Origin of the sequence: Inediibacterium massiliense (assembly GCF_001282725.1) — a bacterium.
Lineage (GTDB): Bacteria > Bacillota > Clostridia > Peptostreptococcales > Thermotaleaceae > Anaerophilus > Anaerophilus massiliensis.
Genome location: NZ_LN876585.1, coordinates 64672 through 87064 on the forward strand (window position 1 = coordinate 64672; position 22393 = coordinate 87064).

Below are 22393 nucleotides of genomic sequence, written 5' to 3' on the forward strand. Positions count from 1 at the left end.
AATTGGATATGATGATGATAAAATAAATTTATATAATTTTTAAAAAGGAGGGTATGGTATGAAAATAGAAGATATTCAAATTGGGATTTTATCTGTTCCTCTTAAAAAACCTTTTAAAACAGCTTTAAGGACAGTAGAGTGTATCGAAGATGTTATTGTAAAGGTGATTACAGATACAGGGCATATAGGATATGGAGAGGCTCCACCTACGGGAGTTATAACAGGAGATACAAAAGGGGCGATTATAGGAGCCCTTCAGGAACATATTAGAAAAAATATTATAGGTATGGATATAGAAAATTTTGAGGAAATTATGAAAAAATTAGATCATTCTTTAGTAAAGAATACAACAGCAAAGGCAGCAGTAGATATTGCTTTGTATGATTTATATGGACAACTGTATAAAGTGCCTGTTTATAAACTTTTGGGTGGATATAGAAAAGAAATCGTTACAGACTTAACCATTAGTGTCAATGATCCAGAAATCATGGCACAAGATAGTATAGAAGCTGTGAACTTAGGATATAAAACATTAAAAATAAAAGTAGGAAAAGATTCTAGATTGGATATAAAGAGAATGAAGACTATCAGAGAAGCTATTGGATATGATATTAATTTGAGGATAGATGCAAATCAAGGATGGAAGCCAAAAGAAGCTGTATATACTTTAAGAAAAATGGAAGATGCAGGTTTAGATATTGAATTTGTAGAGCAACCGGTATTTTCATATGATTTGGAAGGATTAAAACTCGTAACAGAAAATGTAGGGATTCCAGTTATGGCAGATGAAAGTATTTTTTCTCCTATGGATGCTATAAAGATATTACAAATGGGAGCTGCTGATCTTATAAATATAAAGTTAATGAAAACAGGAGGAATTCATCATGCGTTAAAGATTTGTTCCCTAGCAGAAATCTATGGGGTAGAGTGTATGATAGGATGTATGTTAGAAGCGAAAATAAGTGTGACAGCAGCAGTACACTTAGCAGCAGCTAAAAGTATTATTACAAAAATTGATTTAGATGGACCTGTATTATGCAAAGAAGATCCTATAGAGGGAGGAGCTATTTTTAATCAATCTAAGATAACAATAGAAGATGCTCCTGGTTTTGGGTTTCAAAAGATTCATGGAATAGAGTATATGAAGTAAGAGAATCCTTTTTAGGATTCTCTTTTAATGAATACTTTATAAATGAAAATAAGAAAATATACGAACAAATAAAGGGGCTAAAAATACAGTAATAAGACCTGCTAATGCTATAGATAGACTGCTCATAGCTCCTTCTGTTTCTCCCATCTCCAAAGCTTTAGAAGTTCCTACTGCATGGGAGGATGTGCCTATGGCAATCCCTTTTGCTACACTATGATGGATTCTAAAAATTTTACATATGAAAGGGGCCATAATTGCACCTAAAATCCCAGTAATAATAATGGCAATGACAGCTATAGAGCCCATACCACCTAGACTTTCTGATATAGCAATACCAATAGGAGTGGTGATAGATTTAGGAACTAAAGAAAGCTTTAGAGAGTGATCTAATTGAAAAACTTTGGCTAATAGAATCACAACACTAATAGAAGTGATCACTCCACCGCTAATTCCTATTAAAATAGCCTTCATATGTCTTTTTAAAGCTGGAAGTTGCTTATACATAGGAACTGCTAAAACAATAGTAGCAGGACCTAAAAAGAATGAAATAATTTTACCACCTTTATTGTATGTTTCAAGGGGAATTTCAAAATTGAGAAGAACTCCTACAGTTAGTAATATACTAATGAGGATAGGATTTAAAATAGGTAATTTAGTTTTTTTATAAATAAAAAGACCAATATTGAAAGTAATCAAAGAAATAAGAATACCAAAAAAATAATTATCCAACATGTTTATCAATCCTTTACAAATTTTTCTACTATTTTTCCTGTAATGCCCATTACAATAATGGTACTTACAAATATAATGACAGAAAGAGGAAGCCAGTTCTTCTTTAATAATTCAAGAGCAGCGATGAGTCCTACTCCAGATGGAATAAAGAAAAAGGCCAAATGTTTAAGTAAAAAATCTGAACAATTTTCTACCCATTCTAGTTTTACTATATTAAAAACTAAAAGCATAAATAAAATGAGCATTCCTAAAATACTTCCAGGGATAGGAAGAGACAATGTAGTATGAATCCGTTCGCCTAATTGCCAAATTCCTACAATACCTAAAAATTGAATCAATATTTTCATAAGTCACCTCTCCATGTATTTTGTATACATACATATTTTATTTACAATACTTATTTAAAATTAAGTTGTCTCTAAAAATGTATTGTATTTCAAAAAGATTATCTATAGTATTTTACAACCTAAGATATGAAATGACAATGGAAAGTATAGTATGAATGGACAGAAGAAATCGTTTTCTTTTTAAGCTCTTTAAGCATAAACAGTTTAGACTTTAAATAGAAAAGGATTTATCAAATAAGAAGGGAGATTTAAAAAGTATAAAAGCTTGTAAAGTAAGTGTGGATACTTACTTAACAAGCTTTGAAATAACTTTAAATGAGTCCGTCGTAGCATATCTACAAAGTTCAAATAAAATAGATTCAGTAGTAGTAATGATAGCACCTAGTTGGCGCATTCTTTCAATGGCTATTTTTTTATCATTTTTATATCTAGAAGAAACACAATCTTCTACAATTACCGGAGCATATCCGTTGTCTATTAAGTCGATTACAGTTTGAAGTACACAAATATGAGATTCAATTCCAGCTACAATAATCCACTCTTTATTCATATAATCTATTTTTTGTTGTAGTTTTGCTTCATCAAAACAACTAAAGGACATTTTTTCGATACTAGTATAATCACCTAGAATTTCATGAATTGCTTCAATAGTAGAACCTAATCCTTTAGGATATTGTTCAGAGACAATGATAGGAATATTTAAAGCGTTAAGGCCTTGAATGAGTGTTTTGACATTGTGTAATAAGTTGTTCCTATTTTCCATATGAGGAAGAAGCCGTTCTTGCATGTCAATAATGACAGCTACTGCATGATCCTTTAGTACTCTCATTTGTAACACCCCTTTTTTGCGTTTGTTGATTATATTCTTCATAATTTGAAAATTCCCTTCTATAAATTTTTATTCAATGACTAATAATTCGAACAATTGTATCTATGATTATGTAGATAAAGTGAAAATTTTATCTAAACTGAGTTTTATTTGTCAGAAAGGCAAAGAATAAAATTATGGTATAATAAAATCAATACAGATATGGTATTTAATAGGAGGTGCTATTTTGAGTATAGAAAAATTAAAAGAAATGATTCAAAAAAGTGATAATATTGTTTTTTTTGGAGGTGCTGGGACTTCAACAGAAAGTAACATCCCTGATTTTAGAACAGCAGATACAGGGTTATATAGTGCAAAAGGAGAAAAATATCCTCCAGAGGTTATGCTGAGTCATAGTTTTTTTATGAAGCACCCAAAAGAATTTTATGAGTTTTATAAAAGTAAGATGATTTATCCAAATGCACAGCCTAATTTAGCCCATGATGCCTTAGCAGAATTAGAAAAAAGAAATAAGCTAAAAGCTGTGATTACTCAAAATATAGATGGACTTCATCAATTAGCAGGAAGCAAAGAAGTTTTAGAACTTCATGGCTCTGTACATAGAAATTATTGTATGAAATGTAAAAAACAATATGATTTAGAGTATGTCATGTCATCGAAGGACGTAATTCCTAGATGTGTATGTGGTGGTATTGTTAGACCCGATGTAGTTTTATATGAAGAGGGGCTAGATTATTATACCATTGAAAAATCTGTAGAATACATAAAAAAAGCAGATATTCTTATTGTAGGAGGAACTTCTTTAGTTGTATATCCTGCAGCAGGCTTGATTGAATATTATAGAGGGAATCAATTGATTCTTATTAATAAAGCCACTACACCTTACGACAAAAGAGCAAATTTAGTGATGTATGAAAGTATAGGAAAAGTTTTAAATAGTGTTTTGTAAGATATAAATTAAAATAAATAGATTAATAAAAATAAGAACATTTTATGTGAAGGAATCATATAAAATGTTCTTATTTTTATTGACCATTGTATTATAAAAAACTTTATCAATAATGATAATTATTTTCATTGACAAAGAGAAGAAAATTTGATATTATTTTTATGAAAAAGATAATCATTATCAATAACGAGGTGTTTGTGATGTGTCAACAAAATTATTTTGTTTGTTTAAAAAATAATAAAGATCCTTTTATTCAGTGGTTACTTCAAACTTTAGGTCCTGTTATGCTTGGAAAAAAGCCATCTGAAATACTTAGTTTTTCAAGAGAGCAATCGAATACAAATGAAAAATTGAAAAAAATTAACTCTTTTTTTAGGTGTTGTAAGAAGCTTTCTTATAAAGTACTTAGTTATGGTAAAAAAAGCATTAAAGTATTTTTTTATCATCCAGGATCATTGCAAGATGTACTCACAGACCCTCGAAATAAAAGATTTTTAAACAATATAGGATATCCTAAAAGTGTGAATGTACAAGATTATGTATTACACATGACAAAAAAGATTGAATCAGGGATGATTCCTGATGAAATTGGTATATTCTTAGGCTATCCACTCAAGGATGTTTTAGGATTTATAGGTCATCCTTCTTTGAAGCTTACGAAAGTAAAAGGATGGAGAATTTATGGAGATACTACTATATCTGAGAAGCGTTATGATGAATTTGTAAAAGCAAAGGATTATATCAAAACTCTTCTAAGTGGTGGATTCATCGATCAAATTCTTTCCTATGCTTAAAAAATTATATATTTTAAATGGAGGGATTTATATGAAAAATGTATCAGTTATTTATTGGAGTGGAACAGGAAATACAAAATTAATGGCAGAAGCTGTAGCAGAAGGTGCAAAAGACAAAGGTTGTGAAGTAAAATTAATTAATGTAGAAGATGCAACAAAAGAAGATGTATCAAGTGCTGATGCACTAGCTTTAGGATGCCCTTCCATGGGAGCTGAAGTATTAGAAGAATATACAATGGAACCGTTTGTAGAAGAAATTGCAGGAACTGTATCTGGGAAAAAATTAGCTCTATTTGGTTCTTATGACTGGGGCGATGGTCAATGGATGAGAGATTGGACAGAAAGAATGGAAGGATATGGTGCACAAGTAGTAAATGGAGAAGGATACATTGCTCATTTAACTCCTGATGGAGATGCACTAGATGATTGTAGAGATTTAGGAGTTAAATTAGCTGAATAAAAATTTTTAAAAACCCCTTTAAATCCTTTTGTGTAAACAAGAGGATTTTTTTTGTTTTATTTTACAAATACTATAAACTAGCTATAGTATTAGATATAAATTATTGAGTAATTTCTTTTGAATAAGGGTAATGATAAAAAAATTCGCATATTCCTCTCAAAATTGGTCATGTGGCCAACGAAATTCTTTCATTTCATTCAGAATTTCCGTTGCTTAAAATTTGATGAAAATTTAACTTTCTAAATCTATCCGCAATTTATTCATTTATATAATTTCTTAAAGCATAAAAAAGGAAATTGATAAGAAATATAGAAATCAGTATAGGAGATAAATATTATTAAAGAAGGTGAAAGTATGGAATACAAAAGAATATATGAAGAATGGTTAGAAAATCCTCATTTTGATGAAGAAACAAAAAAAGAGCTTTTAGCTATGAAAGAGGATGAAGAAGAAATACAAGATCGTTTTTATAAAGAATTAGAATTTGGAACAGCAGGTCTAAGAGGGAAAATAGGAGCTGGAACAAATAGAATGAACTTATATATTATAGGACGTGTGACTCAAGGACTAGCTGATTTTATTATAGAAAAAGGGCAAGATTATATGAAAAGGGGAGTAGTCATTGCTTATGATTGCAGACACTTTTCAAAGGAATTTGCAAAAAGAACTTCTTTAGTTTTGGCTGCAAATGGAATTACAGCTTATTTATTTGAAAGTTTAAGACCTACTCCAGAGCTTTCTTTTGCCGTAAGACATTTGCACGCAGCTTCTGGGATTGTCATCACTGCAAGTCATAATCCAAAGGATTATAATGGATATAAAGTGTACTGGGAAGAAGGATCTCAAATTCTTTCAGAGGTTGCAGATGGCATTACAGAAAAAATACATAATATTCAAGACTTTTCTCATGTAAAAATAATGGATGAAGAAATGGCAAAAGAAAAAGGATTATTAAAAATTATAGGAAAAGAAATAGATGATTTATATATAGAGAAAGTAAAAGAATTATCTTTAAGAGAGGATATAGATAAAGAAATAAAAATTGTATATACGCCTTTAAATGGTACAGGAAATATTCCTGTAAGAAGAGTTTTAAAGGAAAGAGGATTTACAAATGTAGAGGTAGTGAAAGAACAAGAAAATCCAGATCCAGATTTTACTACTGTAGGATATCCAAATCCTGAAGATACAAAAGCTTTTTTATATGCACAGAAGCTAGGGAAAAAAATAAAAGCAGATTTATTGATTGCAACAGATCCAGATTGTGATCGACTAGGTGTGATGGTCAAAGATGAAAGTGGAAATTATATTTCTTTAAATGGAAATCAAGTAGGAGCTATATTTATTGATTATATTTTAAAATCAAGAAAAGATATAAAAAATGGATATATTGTAAAGTCTATTGTAACAGGAGATTTGGGAAGAAGTATTGCAAAATCTCATGATGTAAAGACTTATGAAACTTTAACAGGATTTAAAAATATTTGTGGAAAAGTCAATGAATTAGAAGAAGTAGGAAAAGAACAATTCTTATTTGGGTATGAAGAAAGTATTGGCTATGTAGCTGGAACTTTTGTAAGAGATAAAGATGGAGTGATTGCAGCTATGCTTATATGTGAGGCAGCTGCTTACTATAAAAAACAAGGAAAAAGCCTTTTGGATATTTTAGAAGAAATATATAAGGAGTATGGATATTATCAAGAAAAACTCATATCTTTAGTGTTAGAAGGAATAGAAGGGCAAAAAAGAATCAAAAGAATGATGGAAGTTTATAGAAAAGAATATCCAACAGAAATTGGAGAGAAGAAACTTGCAAAATATATGGACTATGATCAAGAAAAAGCTTTTGACTTTTTAAAACAACAAGAGGAAAAAGTGGATATACCAGTTTCAGATGTATTAAAATTTTTATTTGATGATGGTTCATGGTATGCTGTAAGACCTTCAGGAACAGAACCTAAAATTAAAATATATCTTTATACAAAAGGAGATACAATAAAGGAAGCCCAGGACAAGATTACAGAGATGGAAAAAGTGATTATGGAAAAACTCAATGAAGTCAAGTAAAAATCTGCACAATTTGTGCAGATTTTATTTTTTTAACAAAGTCATAAAATTCTTCATAAATTCTCAATAATTGTTCCTTATTTTTATAGCTTTGTTAAAAAATGATTGATTAAAAGTAAAAAACTAATATATAGATTTTTTATTGACATCTATAGAGTTGCAGTGTACTATTTAAATATAACACTTATACAAAAGAGGTGATGAAATGAATTTTGATGCTAAAATTCCTATATATCTTCAGATTATAGAGATGATAAAAAAAGAAATTATAGTAGGAATTAGAGAAAAAGGAGAAAAACTTCCTTCTGTAAGAGAAATGGCAGCTTCTTTAAAAGTAAATGTAAATACAATCCAGAGGGCATATCAAGAGTTAGAAAGAGAGAAAGTTACATTTACAGAAAGAGGGAAAGGTTCCTTTGTTACGCAAGAGGAGGAGGTTGTATTGAGAATCAAAAAAGAAATGGCAAATGAAATGTTAAAGAATTTTATAGAAGGAATGAAAGAAATAGGATATTCCTATGAAGAAATTATAAAAGTAGTAAAAGAAGAAATGAAGGAGGATTAATATGGAAATTTTACGAGCAGAAAATGTAACAAAAAAATATATTACAAAAAAAGCATTAAATGATTTGAATATGATATTAGAAGAAGGAAAGATTTATGGCTTGTTAGGACCTAATGGAAGTGGCAAGACAACTTTTATGAAAATGATTGCAGGACTTATACAGCCAACAAGTGGACAGATTGCTATAAATGGAAAGAGGATTGGAGTAGATACAAAAAAAATAATGGCTTTTATGCCTACCCACAATCATTTACCTAAATGGATGAAAATCAAAAATTGTATAGGTTATTTTAATGATTTCTTCGAAGATTTTAATATGGAAAAAGCTCAAGAATTATTAAAATTTATGGAATTAGAAGAAAAGCAAAAGGTGGGTTCATTATCTACTGGAATGCTTCAAAGGCTTAAATTAAGTTTGATCCTTGCAAGGGATGCTAAAGTGTATGTATTAGATGAGCCTTTTAATGGAATAGATCCTATTTCTAGAGAAAAAATTATGGAAGCTGTTGTAAGAGTATGTGATGAAAATAAAACAATGATTATTTCTAGTCACTTAGTAACTGAATTAGAAAGTATATTGGATGAAGTAATTTTTGTAGGAGAAGGAAAAGTGATTTTAAAAGGAAGTGCGGAAGAATTTAGAATGGAGAAAAATATGTCTATAGATGAGTTATATAGGGAGGTATATAAAAATGCTTAAACTACTTAAATATGAATGGATGAGTAGGTGGAAATTTTTCCTTGGAGGAATCATTATTGCCATTGCTTTAAATATAGATCTTATAAGAAGTATTTTAAAGGAACAAACTCCTTCAAAATTTGCTATTATTGCAATGATAGGTATATTTATTATGGGATTAGGATTATTTTTTGATCATATTAGAAGAATGTACAAAAGTCTTTTTGGAGAAGAAAGATATCTATTATTTACAAGTCCATGTAGTGGGTACCATATATTAGGAAGTAAGATTATAGGAATTACTTTAGAATCTGTGGGTATATTTGTATTTGCTATATTGATGATGATTATAGATCAAGAGATAGCTGTTTATAAATATCCACACTTAATGGAAAACTGGAAAAGTTTTTATACAGAAGGTATCAAAGAAATTTTCACATTATTTATGATTCTTTTAGTAGGGTATATTACTTTTATGCTAATTATTTATTTATCTATTACTCTATCTAAAAGTGTATTTTCAGTATTTAAGCATGGAAAAATATTATCCTTTGTATGTTTTTTAGTAGTTTCAAAAATTGTAGGAAAAGTGGTAGGATATTTTGACCAATTTATGGATATGAATACATTAAGTTATGGAATGAAATATTTTCATTTTGAAGGTACAATGAATTATTTTATTTTTAACTCATGTATTATAGGAATATTATTTATGTTGACAGGATATTTATTGGATAGAAAAATAAATTTGTAAATAATTTGTAACCTTCAAATAGATGGAAAAAAAGTAGAAAATTCGCTATAATAAAAATATACCCTAACCTATTATGTATGGGTTAGGGTATAAACAAAATCATAAAATTCGTCACTAATTTTCAATAATAGTTCCTTATTTTTATGATTTGGTTAATAGGATAATTAGGGTATATTTTTATGCAAAGAGAGGTGTGGTTGGGTGAAGAAAAGAGATTTAGGAATTATTGTGGTATGTTTTATTTTAATGGTAGGAATGTTTATGACACAAAGATATGCTTTAGCTGATTCTATGGAAAATGATGCTCCAATTATGATTGTACATAAAAATGATGTGATGTTTTATGAAGGAGAGCCTGTTAAAGTAGGAGAAAATTTATATATTCCACTCATGTCTTTAAAAGATAGATTAGATCTTTTGGTAAGTTATGATGATTTAAGTGGAACAGCTGTGATTGCAGGTCCTAAAAAAACTATTCGATTTTATAAAGATCAAAATGTAGCGGTAAATTTACAAGGAAATATTCAAATGCCTCCTATGAAAATCATAAATGGACAACCTTTTGTTCCAATAGAGTCTATCAAAGAATATTTGGGAATTCAAACAAATATATTAGAGGAATCAAAAAAAGTCATATTAAAAAGTATATATGAAAATAGATATACAGCAAAAGTAGGAAAAGAATCTGTAAATGTAAGAGTAGAACCAAAGGTATGGGCGTATACAGCAGATGTTTTAAACAAAGAAGATGAAATAGATGTATTAAAAGAAGAAGGGGAATGGATAAAGGTATTCACTCCAAAAGGAAAAGTAGGTTACATAAAAGGAAATGATGTAGAAAATAGACAAACCATACAAAAAGAGAAAAAGGAACATGAACCTATATGGAGGCCAGACGGAAAAATTATACTTACATGGGAGCATGTTATGAAAAAAAATCCTGATACTTCTAAAATCGGAAGTCTTCAGGGAGTCAATGTAATATCTCCTACTTGGCTATCTCTTAAGGATTCTAATGGAAATATCAATAGTAATATTAGCAAAGAATATGTACAATGGGCTAAAATGAGAGGATATAAAGTTTGGGCTCTCTTTAGCAATTCCTTTGATCCAAAATTAACTCATGAATTTTTTAATAATCCTTTTGGAAAAGAAAAAGCCATCAAAGATATTGTAAAGCTAGTAGAAGAAAATAATATAGATGGAATTAATGTAGATTTTGAAAATGTGTATGTAGAAGATAAAGACAACCTTGTCATGTTTATTAGAGAGCTTGCAGCTGTTTTACATGATAAAAATTTAGTAATATCTATGGATGTGACTGTAAAGGGAGGAAGTTCCAATTGGTCATTATTTTATGATCGACAAAGATTGGGAGAAGTGATAGATTATATGATTTTAATGGCATATGATGAACATTGGGCATCTAGTCCTGTAAGTGGTTCAGTAGCATCTAAAAATTGGGTACAAAAGGGTGTAGAAGGACTTTTAGAAGATGTACCAGCTCAAAAGCTTGTATTAGGAGTTCCTTCTTATACAAGAATTTGGACAGAGACACCTACGATAGAAGATCCAACAAAAATGAAGGTAAAATCAAAGGCTGCTTCTATGGATACAGTGAACAAAATTATTGACCAGTATGGACTTATAAAAACTTATGATCTAAAGACTGGACAAAATTATATTGAATACATGGAAGAAAATGCTTTGCATAGAATTTGGATAGAAGATGAAACTTCTATGAAAATGAGAACAGATATTATAAAATTTTATAATCTTGCAGGAATTGGAAATTGGAGAAGAGGTTTTGAAACAGAAAATATATGGTATATTATAGATACAGAGCTAAAAATCCGATAGATGAGTCTATCGGATTTTTTGTGGAAATATTGACTTTTAAAAATTTTCAATTTATAATGTTAATATTTATTCATAGTTTATGTGGGAGGTTTTGATGATGCGATTAAAGGTAGCAAAATTTGGAGGATCCTCTGTAGCAGATGCAAATCAATTTAAAAAAGTACAAAACATTATAGAAAGTGATGAAAATAGGAGATATGTAGTAACCTCTGCTCCTGGAAAAAGAGATAAAAAAGACTATAAAATAACAGATCTTTTATATCTTTGTCATGCTCATGTGAAACATTCTGTACCTTTTGATCAAATGTTTGATATGATTGACAATCGTTACTTGGGAATTGTAGAGGAATTAAATTTATCTATAGATTTAAAACCTTATTTACAAGAAATCAAAGAAAAGATTTCAAAAGGTGCATCTGTAGATTATACGGCGAGTAGAGGCGAATATTTAAATGGGATTATTTTATCTGAGCTTTTAGGATATACTTTTTTGGATGCAACAGAAATTATAGCTTTTGATGAATATGGAGATTTAGATCAACAAAATACTCAAAAACAAATCAAAGAAAAATTATTACAACATGAAAAAGCAGTGATTCCAGGATTTTATGGTGCTATGCCAAATGGGGAAATCAAAACCTTTTCAAGAGGAGGATCAGACGTTACAGGTTCTATTATTGCCCAAGGAGTAGGGGCAGAGATTTATGAGAACTGGACAGATGTTTCAGGGTTTTTAATGGCTGACCCAAGAATTGTAAACAATCCAAAACCCATAAAGATCATTACTTATCAAGAACTAAGAGAACTTTCCTATATGGGTGCTACAGTGCTTCATGAAGAATCTGTATTTCCTGTAAAAGAAGCAGGAATTCCTATCAATGTACGAAATACAAATGAACCAGAAAATTCTGGAACATTGATTGTAAATCAAAAGGATTCTGCTCCAGGAACAATTACAGGAATTGCTGGAAAAAAAGATTTTACAGTGATTGCTATACAAAAAAATAGAATGCATGCAGAAATTAGTTTTATTAGAAAGCTTCTTTCTATTTTTGAAGAAAATCAAGTGCCAGTAGAACATCTTCCATCTGGAATTGATACCATCTCTATTGTCATTGAAGATGCATATTTAGGAAATAAGGTAAATAAACTTGTAAAAGAAATCCGTGAACAATGTAGTCCAGATTCTATAGAAGTACATCCTAATATGGCACTAATTGCAACTGTTGGAGATGGAATGGTTTATTCAAGGGGTGTATCTGCAAAATTGTTTAGCTCTTTAGCAAAAGCCAATGTAAATATAAGAATGATTGATCAAGGATCTAGTGAGATGAATATTATTGTAGGTGTTGAAACAAATGATTTTGAAAAAGCTGTAGAAGCTATATATCATGGATTTGTAGAATAATAGAAAAGGGGCATGATATTTATCATGCCGACCTTGTAGACAAAGTTATAAAAAACGTCACTAAATTTTTAAATTTGGAAAATATAAAGAAACGATCGAAAATAGCATTACAAACTCGCTATGCTCAAACAGTGTAATGCTAATGATTTTCTCACTTATTCTATATTTTCACAAATTCTCAATCATTGTTCCTTATTTTTATAACTTTGCTACATTATGCTATTATCAATAGTCTGGGCATGATATTTATCATGCCCTTTTTATTGAAAATGTTTATGATTTTGATATTATAATGATGTGGATTTAATAGAGAAAGGGGAGGGGATGATGTTAAGAAATAAAGAAAATAAGAGTAATATTACTCCCTATGTTCCAGCAAATAAGAGCATGAGTGAGTTTACATGGACTTCAGTTTGGATTGGCATTATTCTTTCTATTGTTTTTGCCAGTGCCAATGCATATTTAGGGCTTCGAATAGGTATGACGGTGAGTGCATCTATTCCTGCTTCTGTAATATCTATGGGAATTATTCGGGGAATATTAAAAAGAAATTCTATTCTTGAAAATAATATTGTACAAACTATTAGTTCGGCTGGGCAATCTTTAGCATCAGGAGTGATTTTTACCATCCCTGCTTTATACATATGGGCCAATGAAATGGGAATTGAGCCACCTACAATGAAAAAAATTACCATTATTTCAGTAGTAGGTGGAATCTTAGGAGTATTGCTTATGGTTCCTCTAAGAAGGTTTTTGATGATCGAAGAACATGAGCATTTGCCATACCCAGAAGGTACCGCATGTGCAGAGGTCTTAGTAGCAGGAGAAGTAGGAGGTACAAATGCAAAGACTGTTCTTAAAGGAGTGGGAATAGGAGCTATATATAAGTTTATTGTAGATGGCATAAAATTGTTTCCAGGAGCTATAGAATGGAAAATTTCAGGGATAAAAAATGCAGTTATAGGTATGGATGTGTATCCTGCTCTTTTAGGGGTAGGATTTATTATCGGACCTAAAATTTCTTCTTATATGATGGCAGGAGCCATCCTTGGATGGCTTGGAATTATACCTCTTATTTCTTATTTAGGTGATTTTATGAATGTACCCATTTACCCTGCTATAAAACCTATACAAGATTTAGGAGCTTATGGAATTTGGGATTATTATATTCGATATGTAGGAACAGGGGCAGTAGCTTTTGGAGGATTTATGAGTTTGATCAAAGCTCTTCCTCTAACGATTGATGCATTTAAAGATGTTTTAGGAGGGTTTACTCCTTCTTTAAAACAAGTGATTCAAAGGACAGATGAAGATTTATCTATGTATTTTGTATTAATGAGTATGGGTATTTTGGTACTTCTGATTATATTTACTCCAATTATTCCTGTAGGAGCTGTAGGAGGAACATTGATTGTGATTTTTAGTTTTTTATTTGCAACCGTATCTGCAAGATTAGTAGGACTTATAGGAACTTCTTCTAATCCCATATCAGGAATGACGATTGCAAGTCTTTTAATTACTACGTTTATATTTAAAAAATTAGGCATAACTGGTCAAGAAGGTATGACAGAGGCACTAATTATAGGAAGTATTATTTGTATCGTAGTAGCTATTGCAGGCGATATTTCTCAAGATTTAAAAACAGGTGTTTTAGTGGGGGCAACTCCCAAGAAACAGCAAATAGGAGAATTAATTGGAGTGATTGCAGCAGGACTTGTAATGGGAATGATTTTGACTCTTTTGAATTATGCATTTGGGTTTGGGTCAAAGGAGATTCCTGCTCCACAGGCTACTTTAATGAGATTAGTAGTAGAGGGGATTATGAATGGAAATCTTCCTTGGCCATTGTTTTTTACAGGAGTTGCAGCAGGAATGGTTGTGGAAATTTTAGGAATTTCTGTTCTTCCCTTTGCAGTAGGATTATACCTTCCGATTCATTTGAGTACTCCTATTATGGTGGGAGGATTGATTCGAGGAATGTTAAATAAAAGAGAAAAAATTAAAATGGTATTAAAAGAAAAAACAGAGGGAGGAACATTGTATGCCTCAGGACTTATTGCAGGGGAAGGTCTTACAGGAATATTTCTGGCCATATTGGCAAGTATTCAAGTGGGAGATGTTACATTAGCCAATAAATTATCAATAGGACATAAAGTTTTAGGAAAATATGGATCTATATTGATGTTTGGAGTATTAGTTTTTTTTCTAGTGAAAAATAGCTTTGGAAAAAAAGTAGAGTATTAAAAAGGAGAGAAATCTCCTTTTTGTTTATTTACAATATATGTATATTTTAGAGTGTATTGTAGATAATAAATAAGTATATAAACTAAGAGTAAGTTTTATAAAAATATATGAAAGATTTAGGCTATAGGAGGAAAAATATAATGAAGTATCATAAAGATACTTATTTGATGATTATTGGAGGAGCGGAAGACCAAACATCAGACAAGGTCATTCTTAAAAAGCTTGTAGATTGTATACCTAAGAAGGAGAAAAGAATGGTTGTAATTACAACAGCTACTGAAGAACCTAAAGAGGTAGGAGAACAGTATGTGAAAGTATTTGAAAAATTAGGAGTACAAAAAACTGTAGTTCTTAATATAACAAATAGAGAAGATACACATGATCCTAAAATAAAAGAGGAAATAGAAAAAGGAGATTGTATTTTTTTTACTGGAGGAGATCAATTAAGGATTTCTAGTATTTTAGGGGGAACTACTGTACATGAATTATTACATGAGATTGTAGAAAAAGGGAAAATTATTGCAGGCACTAGTGCTGGAGCTTCTATGATGAGTGAGATTATGGTAGTAGAAGGAAAAGATGAGGAAGCTCCTAGTAGATGTACAATCAAGATGGCTCCAGGGATGGGACTTGTAGAAGGAGTAATTATAGATCAGCATTTTAATCAAAGAGGAAGAATAGGAAGACTGCTTGCTGCTATTGCTCAAAATCCACATTCTATAGGAATTGGAATAGATGAAAATACAGCTATTCTTTTAAATCATACTAATGTATTTGAGGTAGTAGGATCAGGAGTTGTAACAGTCATTGATGGTAGAAATATTACTTATACCAATACATCAGAACAATATCCAGACGATCCATTAGCCATCACCAATGTGACTGTTCATGTGCTTCCAAATGGATATCGGTATGATTTTTCTACAAATACACCTATTCTTAATAAAAAACAAAGGTAAGGTATGGAATACTTGGAGGGAACAAAATGAAAATCATCAGTATAAGAAAACTACAAGGAAGAAATGCATATAGTCATCAACCTGTTATTAAGATGACAGTAGATTTAGAAAATTTCTATTGTATACCAACCTGCCAAATATCAGGATTTAATGATCAATTACTCAAAAGTTTACCAACGCTTTGGGAGCATAAATGTTCAAAAGGATATAGAGGAGGGTTTGTAGAAAGATTATCTACAGGAACTTATCTAGCTCATGTGATGGAGCATGTATCTATTGAACTTCAAAATTTAATGGGCTATTCTATTTGTTATGGAAAAGCCAGAAGAGATAGTCAGGAAAGTGTTTATAATATTATTTTTGAATATTTAAATGAAGTGGCAGGTTTAGAAGCGGGTAAATTATCTTTTGACTTTATTCAAGGACTTCTTGATGGAAATGTGATAGATCTAAATGAAAAAATTAAGAATATCAAAAATAAAGCTATAGAGATAGAGTTAGGACCCAGTACAAAAGCAATACAAAGAGAAGCGAAAAAGATGGAGATTCCTGTTATAAGAATAGGAAAAGGAAGTATTTTGCAGCTTGGATATGGAGCAAAGAAAAAATTAGTACAAGCGACTCTAACAGAAAAACCAAGCTGTATTTCAGTAGACATATCTTGTGACAAAGAACTTACCAATGAAATTTTAAGAGAAAATAATATTCCTGTTCCAAATGGAACTGTTGTATATACAAAAATAGAAGCTTTACAAATGGCAAAAGATATAGGATATCCGGTAGTACTAAAGCCTTACAACGGAAATCAAGGGAAGAATGTTTATTTAAATTTAAAAAATGAAGAAGAGGTTTTAAAAGCTTTTCAAAAAATAAATAAGCATCATTCTTGTGCATTGGTTGAAGAATATATTAAAGGAAAGCATTATAGAATATTAGTTGTAAAAAATAAAGTAGTTGCAGTGGCTCAAAGGGTGCCTGCCCATGTAATTGGAGATGGAATTCACTCTATTCAAGAGTTGATAGAAATAGAAAATCAAAATCCCAATAGAGGAGAAGGCCATGAGAAGCCTTTAACAAAGATAAAAATAGATGATGTTTTACTTCTTTTTTTACATAAAAGTGGACAAAGCTTAGAAGATATTCCTCCTTTGAATAAAGTAGTTTATGTAAGAGAAAATGATAATTTAAGTACAGGAGGAACAGCAATTGATGTGACAGAATGGGTCAATGAAGAAATAAAAAGGATTTGTATCAAAACAGCAGATCTTATAGGCTTAGATGTAGCAGGGATAGATGTGACAACTACAGATATCACAAAAACATTGGAAGAAACAAAAGGGGCAATTATTGAAGTAAATGCTGCTCCTGGTATTCGGATGCATCATTATCCTTCTGCTGGAATGCCAAGAAATGTAGCAAAAGAAATTATCAAGTCCTTATTTGAAGGACAAAATGGATATTCTATACCTGTTGTGTCTGTTACAGGAACCAATGGAAAAACTACAACCACTAGAATGATTGGAAATATTCTAAAACATGCAAAACATCATGTAGGAATGACGACTACAGGAGGAATCTATATAGGAGATGAATGTATAGAAAAGGGAGACACAACAGGTCCTAAAAGTGCAAAAAAAGTTTTGATGAATAAATATGTTACAGCAGCCGTACTGGAGACTGCAAGAGGAGGAATTGTAAATCGGGGATTAGGATATGATCTTGCGGATGTAGGGGTGATTACAAATATTGAAAATGATCATTTAGGATTAGATGGAGTAGAGGATTTAGAAGATCTAGCAAATATTAAAAGCTTGGTAGTAGAAGCAATCAAAAAAGATGGATATGGAGTTTTAAATGGAGATGATCCATATTGTATGAAGATAAAAGATAGAGTGTTTGGAAATGTACTTCTATTTTCAAAGGATGAAAATAATATACATATAAAAGAACATGTAAAAAATGGAGGAGAAGCTGTTTATATAAGAGATAAAAGCATCTATTTCTTTCATAAAAAAGAAGAGATAAAAATTATGAATATAGAAGAAATTCCAGCTACCTATGGAGGAATACTGATCCATAATATTGAAAATAGTTTAGCCGCTATAGCTGCTGCTTGTGCTTTAAAAATGGATACTAAAGTTATCTATAATGCTATGAGTTCTTTTAAAAATGACGAAATAGATAATCCCGGAAGATTTAATGTTTATCCTATAAAAGATTTCAAAGTTATTGTAGATTATGGACATAATTATGATGGATATAAAAAAACCATAGAAAGCTTAAAGAAAATGAAATATAATCAATTAATAGGTGTAATAGGAGTGCCAGGAGATCGATTAAGTGAGGATATTCATGAAGTGGCAAAATTGTCTGGTGCAAATTTTGATTTTGTATGGATCAAAGAAGATAGAGATTTAAGAGGAAGAGAAAAGGGAGAAGTTGCAAATATTTTATATGAAGGATGCATAGAAGGTGGAATGAAAAAAAATAATATAGATATTGAATTAGTAGAAGAAAAAGCTTTAGAAAAGGCAATGAATCTAGCAAAAAAAGGAGATATGATTGTAGTATTTTATGAAGATCGAGAAAAAATCATAGATAAGATAGAGGAATATAAGAAAAAGCATGAGAAATCTTTGTATAAGGAATTAATTTTAGCTACACATTAAAAGATTTAATATTTTATTTTGTGTAATTTTTAAAAATAAGGATAAATATAGAAAAAACCATATAGGTGAAAGGGGGAAACCTATGGGATATACAGCTATAGATATATTAGAAAAATTTATAGAGATTGAGAAAAATGGAAGAGATATGTATGAGGACATAGGAAATATGAGTAAAGATATAAAAATAAAGATGATCGCAAAGGTACTCAAAAAAGAAGAAGAGAGACATATTTTATTTTATGAAAGCTTAAAGGAAGAATTAAAAAATGTAACAGAAGAAGTAGACTTTGATATTTATGATAAAGTATCATTTTTATTAAACAAATTTAAACACAAGCTAGATTCTCCAAATACAGAAAATACATATCAATTATTAGAATTTGCACTAGAGTTTGAAAAACAAAATGTAGCAGTCCTTGTAGATATTCAAGGAAGATTGGTCAGAAAAAAAGAAGATATGAAAAGTCAAGCGTATCAAGTGGTATCTAGGGTTATTGAAGAAGAAAAAAAGCATGTAGAAAATCTTCAAAGATTTGTAAAAAAATGAAAAAGAACCTTTTTGTCAAAGAGGTTCTTTTATTATACAAATATTATATAATTATTTTATGTTCTATAGGCGTAGAAAGAATAATAGATGTTTTTGTATTTCCTACTTTTTTTATTTCATCAATTAAAATTTCCAGTTCTTCCATGTTTTTGACCAAAACTTTTAAAGTCATACAGTCTCCACCTGTTACATGATGACATTCAATAATGCTTGGTGTATTTTGAGCAGATTTTAAAAATTTTTCATATTGATCTGCAGCCATGGATATATCAATAAAAGCTTGAATATTTTTATCTAGCTTTTGAGGATTGACCATAGCTCTATATCCAGTGATTATACCTTTTTCTTCTAATCTTTTGACCCTTTCTGATACAGCAGGAGAAGTTAAACCTACTGTTTTTCCCAGAGCTTTCATAGATATTCTTCCATCTGTTTGAAGAATTTGTAATATTTTTAAGTCAGTAGCATCCATAATTTACCCCCACTTAAAAAAATTAAGCTAAAAGATTTTTAAACTATCATTATAAAGTAATATTATTATAACACTTTTGATCATCTCTGTACATAGATCTAGCCCATTGATAGAATAATAGTAAATAGATACTTTTGCAATAAATTTGAAGAAATGTATAGATAAAATATTGAAATAAATGAAAATTTGAAAGGTAGGGGGAAAGTATGACAAAAGTCAAAATTACAGAAACCATATTAAGAGATGCACATCAGTCTTTGATTGCTACAAGAATGGAAACCAAAGATATGCTACCTATTTTAGAAAAGTTAGATCAAGTAGGATATTATGCACTTGAGATGTGGGGAGGAGCCACTTTTGACACTTGCCTTAGATTTTTAAATGAAGATCCATGGGAGAGACTTAGGATCATAAGAAAAAAAGTAAAAAACACGAACCTTCAAATGCTTTTAAGAGGTCAGAATGTTTTAGGATATAAGCATTATGCAGATGATGTAGTGATTGAATTTGTCAAGAGAGCAGTTTATAATGGTATTGATATTATAAGAATTTTTGATGCATTAAATGACGTGAGGAATATAAAAGTTGCTATGGATGCTACTAAAAAAGAAGGAGCTCATGCCCAAGGAGCTATCTCTTATACCATTAGTCCAGTTCATACAACAAATAGCTATGTAAATCTTGCAAAAGACATGGAGGATATGGGTGCAGACTCTATTTGCATTAAGGATATGTCAGGTCTTTTGACTCCCTACTATGCATATGAGTTGATTTGTGCACTCAAAAAAGCTGTAAAGATTCCTCTAGAAATTCATTCTCATACTACTAGTGGACTTGCAAGTATGATGTATTTAAAAGCAATTGAAGCAGGGGTAGATATTATTGATACTGCCATATCTCCTTTTTCTATGGGAACGAGTCAACCTCCTACAGAATCATTAGTTGCAACATTACAGGGAACAGAATATGATACAAGTCTTAAGATTGAAAAATTAAATGAAATTGCAGAACATTTTAGACCTTTAAGAGAAGAATGTCTAAAAAATGGTTTGATGAATCCAAAAGTTTTAGGTGTAAATATTAATACACTTATTTATCAAGTACCAGGAGGAATGTTATCTAATCTTGTATCTCAGCTTAAAATACAAAATGCACTAGATAAATTTGAAGAAGTTTTAAAAGAAGTACCAAGAGTAAGAGAAGATTTAGGGTATCCACCTTTAGTAACACCAACAAGTCAAATTGTAGGAACTCAAGCAGTACTTAATGTCATTACAGGTCAACGATATAAAATGATTCCAAAAGAAGTAAAAGCTTATGTAAGAGGAATGTATGGTAGATCTACAGTGCCAATTAAAAAAGAAATCATCCAAAAAATCATTGGAGATGAAGAAGTGATTACTTGTAGACCGGCAGATTTAATAAAGCCTGAATTAGAAGAGATTAAAAATAAAATGAAAGAATATTTAGAACAAGAAGAAGATATACTTTCTTATGCCATGTTTCCACAAGTAGCTATGGAATATTTTAAGTACAGACAAGCGAAAAAGTATAAAATAGATAGTGCGTGTGTGGATATAGAACAAAAAACTTATCCTGTATAATAAAGGAGGATTTATTATGAAAACTGGTTTATCTAAAAAAAATATGGGCATTTCATCATCTCTTACATTAGCTATTACAGCAAAAGCAAAAAAAATGAAGGAAGATGGGATAGATGTAGTGAGCTTTGGAGCTGGAGAACCTGACTTTAATACTCCAAAACATATAAGAGAGGCGGCTGTGGATGCTTTAGAAAAAGGTTTGACAGGATACACAGCAGCATCAGGTCTTCCAAAGTTAAAGGAAGCCATTTGTGAAAAATTTAAAAAAGAAAACCATTTGATCTATCAAAGTGAAAATATTGTAGTTTCTAATGGAGCAAAACATTCTTTATACAATGCATTACAAGCTATATGTAATCCAGGAGATGAAGTAATTGTACCACTACCTTATTGGGTAAGTTACACAGAACTCGTAAAACTTGCAGATGCTACTCCTATATTGGTACATACAAAGGAAGAAGATGGGTTTAAATATACAAAAGAAAGCTTAGAAAATGTGATTACAACAAATACAAAGGCAATTATTTTAAATAGTCCGAACAACCCTACAGGAACTGTTTATACAGAAGACGAATTAAAAATGATTGCAGATTTTGCAGTGAAAAACAATATTTATGTGATCTCTGATGAAATTTATGAAAAATTAATTTATGAAGGAAGTCATATGAGTATTGCGTCTTTAGGAGATGAAATTAAAAAACTTACAATTGTAGTTAATGGTATGTCTAAGGCTTATGCTATGACAGGATGGAGAATTGGTTATTTAGCTTGTGAAAAAGAAATTGCACAAATTATTACCAATATACAAAGTCATGCCACATCTAATCCAAACACTATGGCTCAATATGCAAGTATTGCTGCTCTACAAGGAGATCAAACACCAATTTCTAAAATGGTAGAATCCTTTTTAGAAAGAAGAAATTATATGGTAGAAAAGATAAACTCTATTGAGGATTTATCTTGTAGAAAGCCAGAAGGAGCTTTTTATGTAATGGTGAATATCTCTAAGATAATTGGAAAAACTTTCAAAGGATATCATATAAATGGCTCTATGGATTTTGCAGAGTATTTATTAGATACGGTAAATGTTGCAGTAGTTCCAGGAGTGGCATTTGGAGCTGATGAATATATAAGGCTTTCTTATGCAACTTCACTTGAAAATATTCAAGAAGGATTAAAAAGAATACAACAAGCCATTCAATAGATTTTACAAAAAGCATCCAAAAGGATGCTTTTTGCTTGTAGTAAAGTCATACAAAACGTCACTAAATTTTCAAATTTGGAAAATATAAAGAAATGGTCGA

Annotated in this window: 20 protein-coding genes; 16 read left to right on the forward strand and 4 right to left on the reverse strand. The window is 30.5% G+C overall.

What is annotated here, in order from left to right; all coding sequences use genetic code 11:
* Positions 1-58: 58 nt before the first annotated feature.
* Positions 59-1150, forward strand: coding sequence for a dipeptide epimerase (locus BN2409_RS03245; protein ID WP_053955236.1), 1092 nt, complete (start codon positions 59-61; stop codon positions 1148-1150).
* 36 nt (positions 1151-1186) lie between these two features.
* Here the strand turns inward: BN2409_RS03245 and BN2409_RS03250 are convergent, their stop codons facing one another.
* The 3 genes from BN2409_RS03250 to BN2409_RS03260 all read right to left on the reverse strand — a co-directional run bounded on the left by BN2409_RS03250 (position 1187) and on the right by BN2409_RS03260 (position 3058).
* Positions 1187-1879: an LrgB family protein gene (locus BN2409_RS03250; RefSeq protein WP_330375364.1), complete on the reverse strand. Its 693-nt coding sequence runs from the start codon at positions 1877-1879 to the stop codon at positions 1187-1189.
* Positions 1880-1887: 8 nt separating this feature from the next.
* On the reverse strand, positions 1888-2229 hold the full coding sequence (locus tag BN2409_RS03255; RefSeq protein WP_053955238.1) for a CidA/LrgA family protein: 342 nt from the start codon (positions 2227-2229) through the stop codon (positions 1888-1890).
* A 286-nt stretch (positions 2230-2515) separates the two neighbouring features.
* Positions 2516-3058, reverse strand: coding sequence for a hydrolase (locus tag BN2409_RS03260; protein ID WP_053955239.1), 543 nt, complete (start codon positions 3056-3058; stop codon positions 2516-2518).
* A gap of 226 nt (positions 3059-3284) precedes the next feature.
* Between BN2409_RS03260 and BN2409_RS03265 the strand changes: the two genes are divergently transcribed.
* The 13 genes from BN2409_RS03265 (at position 3285) to BN2409_RS03325 (ending at position 19013) form a co-directional block, all read left to right on the forward strand.
* Complete coding sequence (locus tag BN2409_RS03265; RefSeq protein WP_053955240.1) at positions 3285-4007, forward strand: NAD-dependent protein deacylase; 723 nt, start codon at positions 3285-3287, stop codon at positions 4005-4007.
* A gap of 161 nt (positions 4008-4168) precedes the next feature.
* Positions 4169-4801 carry a DUF3793 family protein gene (locus tag BN2409_RS03270; protein ID WP_110942921.1) on the forward strand — a complete coding sequence of 211 codons (633 nt, stop codon included), beginning with the start codon at positions 4169-4171 and terminating at the stop codon, positions 4799-4801.
* A gap of 31 nt (positions 4802-4832) precedes the next feature.
* A complete protein-coding gene (locus tag BN2409_RS03275) occupies positions 4833-5261 on the forward strand; it encodes a flavodoxin (protein ID WP_053955242.1) in 429 nt (142 codons plus the stop codon).
* A 354-nt stretch (positions 5262-5615) separates the two neighbouring features.
* On the forward strand, positions 5616-7328 hold the full coding sequence (locus BN2409_RS03280) for a phospho-sugar mutase (protein WP_053955243.1): 1713 nt from the start codon (positions 5616-5618) through the stop codon (positions 7326-7328).
* 205 nt (positions 7329-7533) lie between these two features.
* On the forward strand, positions 7534-7893 hold the full coding sequence (locus tag BN2409_RS03285) for a GntR family transcriptional regulator (protein ID WP_053955244.1): 360 nt from the start codon (positions 7534-7536) through the stop codon (positions 7891-7893).
* A 1-nt stretch (position 7894) separates the two neighbouring features.
* Positions 7895-8593: an ABC transporter ATP-binding protein gene (locus BN2409_RS03290; RefSeq protein WP_053955245.1), complete on the forward strand. Its 699-nt coding sequence runs from the start codon at positions 7895-7897 to the stop codon at positions 8591-8593.
* On the forward strand, positions 8586-9326 hold the full coding sequence (locus BN2409_RS03295; protein WP_053955246.1) for a hypothetical protein: 741 nt from the start codon (positions 8586-8588) through the stop codon (positions 9324-9326). Before BN2409_RS03290 ends, BN2409_RS03295 begins: the two co-directional genes overlap by 8 nt.
* 201 nt (positions 9327-9527) lie before the next feature.
* Entirely contained in the window at positions 9528-11186 is a 1659-nt protein-coding gene (locus BN2409_RS03300) for a glycosyl hydrolase family 18 protein (RefSeq protein ID WP_053955247.1), read from the forward strand.
* 94 nt (positions 11187-11280) lie between these two features.
* Positions 11281-12594 (forward strand): aspartate kinase, encoded by a 1314-nt coding sequence (locus BN2409_RS03305; RefSeq protein ID WP_053955248.1) that lies wholly within the window; start codon positions 11281-11283, stop codon positions 12592-12594.
* A 327-nt stretch (positions 12595-12921) separates the two neighbouring features.
* Entirely contained in the window at positions 12922-14838 is a 1917-nt protein-coding gene (locus BN2409_RS03310) for an OPT family oligopeptide transporter (RefSeq protein ID WP_199872911.1), read from the forward strand.
* 140 nt (positions 14839-14978) lie between these two features.
* Positions 14979-15797, forward strand: coding sequence for a cyanophycinase (locus tag BN2409_RS03315; RefSeq protein WP_053955249.1), 819 nt, complete (start codon positions 14979-14981; stop codon positions 15795-15797).
* 26 nt (positions 15798-15823) lie between these two features.
* Entirely contained in the window at positions 15824-18466 is a 2643-nt protein-coding gene (cphA, locus tag BN2409_RS03320) for a cyanophycin synthetase (RefSeq protein WP_053955250.1), read from the forward strand.
* Between the two features lie 82 nt (positions 18467-18548).
* Positions 18549-19013: a ferritin family protein gene (locus BN2409_RS03325; RefSeq protein WP_053955251.1), complete on the forward strand. Its 465-nt coding sequence runs from the start codon at positions 18549-18551 to the stop codon at positions 19011-19013.
* Between the two features lie 43 nt (positions 19014-19056).
* Here the strand turns inward: BN2409_RS03325 and BN2409_RS03330 are convergent, their stop codons facing one another.
* Positions 19057-19485 carry an Lrp/AsnC family transcriptional regulator gene (locus BN2409_RS03330; RefSeq protein WP_053955252.1) on the reverse strand — a complete coding sequence of 143 codons (429 nt, stop codon included), beginning with the start codon at positions 19483-19485 and terminating at the stop codon, positions 19057-19059.
* Between the two features lie 206 nt (positions 19486-19691).
* On the opposite strand from BN2409_RS03330, the gene BN2409_RS03335 reads away from it, so the two are divergent.
* Entirely contained in the window at positions 19692-21089 is a 1398-nt protein-coding gene (locus tag BN2409_RS03335) for an oxaloacetate decarboxylase subunit alpha (RefSeq protein WP_053955253.1), read from the forward strand.
* Between the two features lie 16 nt (positions 21090-21105).
* The gene (locus tag BN2409_RS03340) at positions 21106-22293 is read left to right on the forward strand and encodes a pyridoxal phosphate-dependent aminotransferase (RefSeq protein WP_053955254.1); all 1188 of its coding nucleotides are present in this window, start codon (positions 21106-21108) and stop codon (positions 22291-22293) included.
* Positions 22294-22393 lie beyond the last annotated feature (100 nt).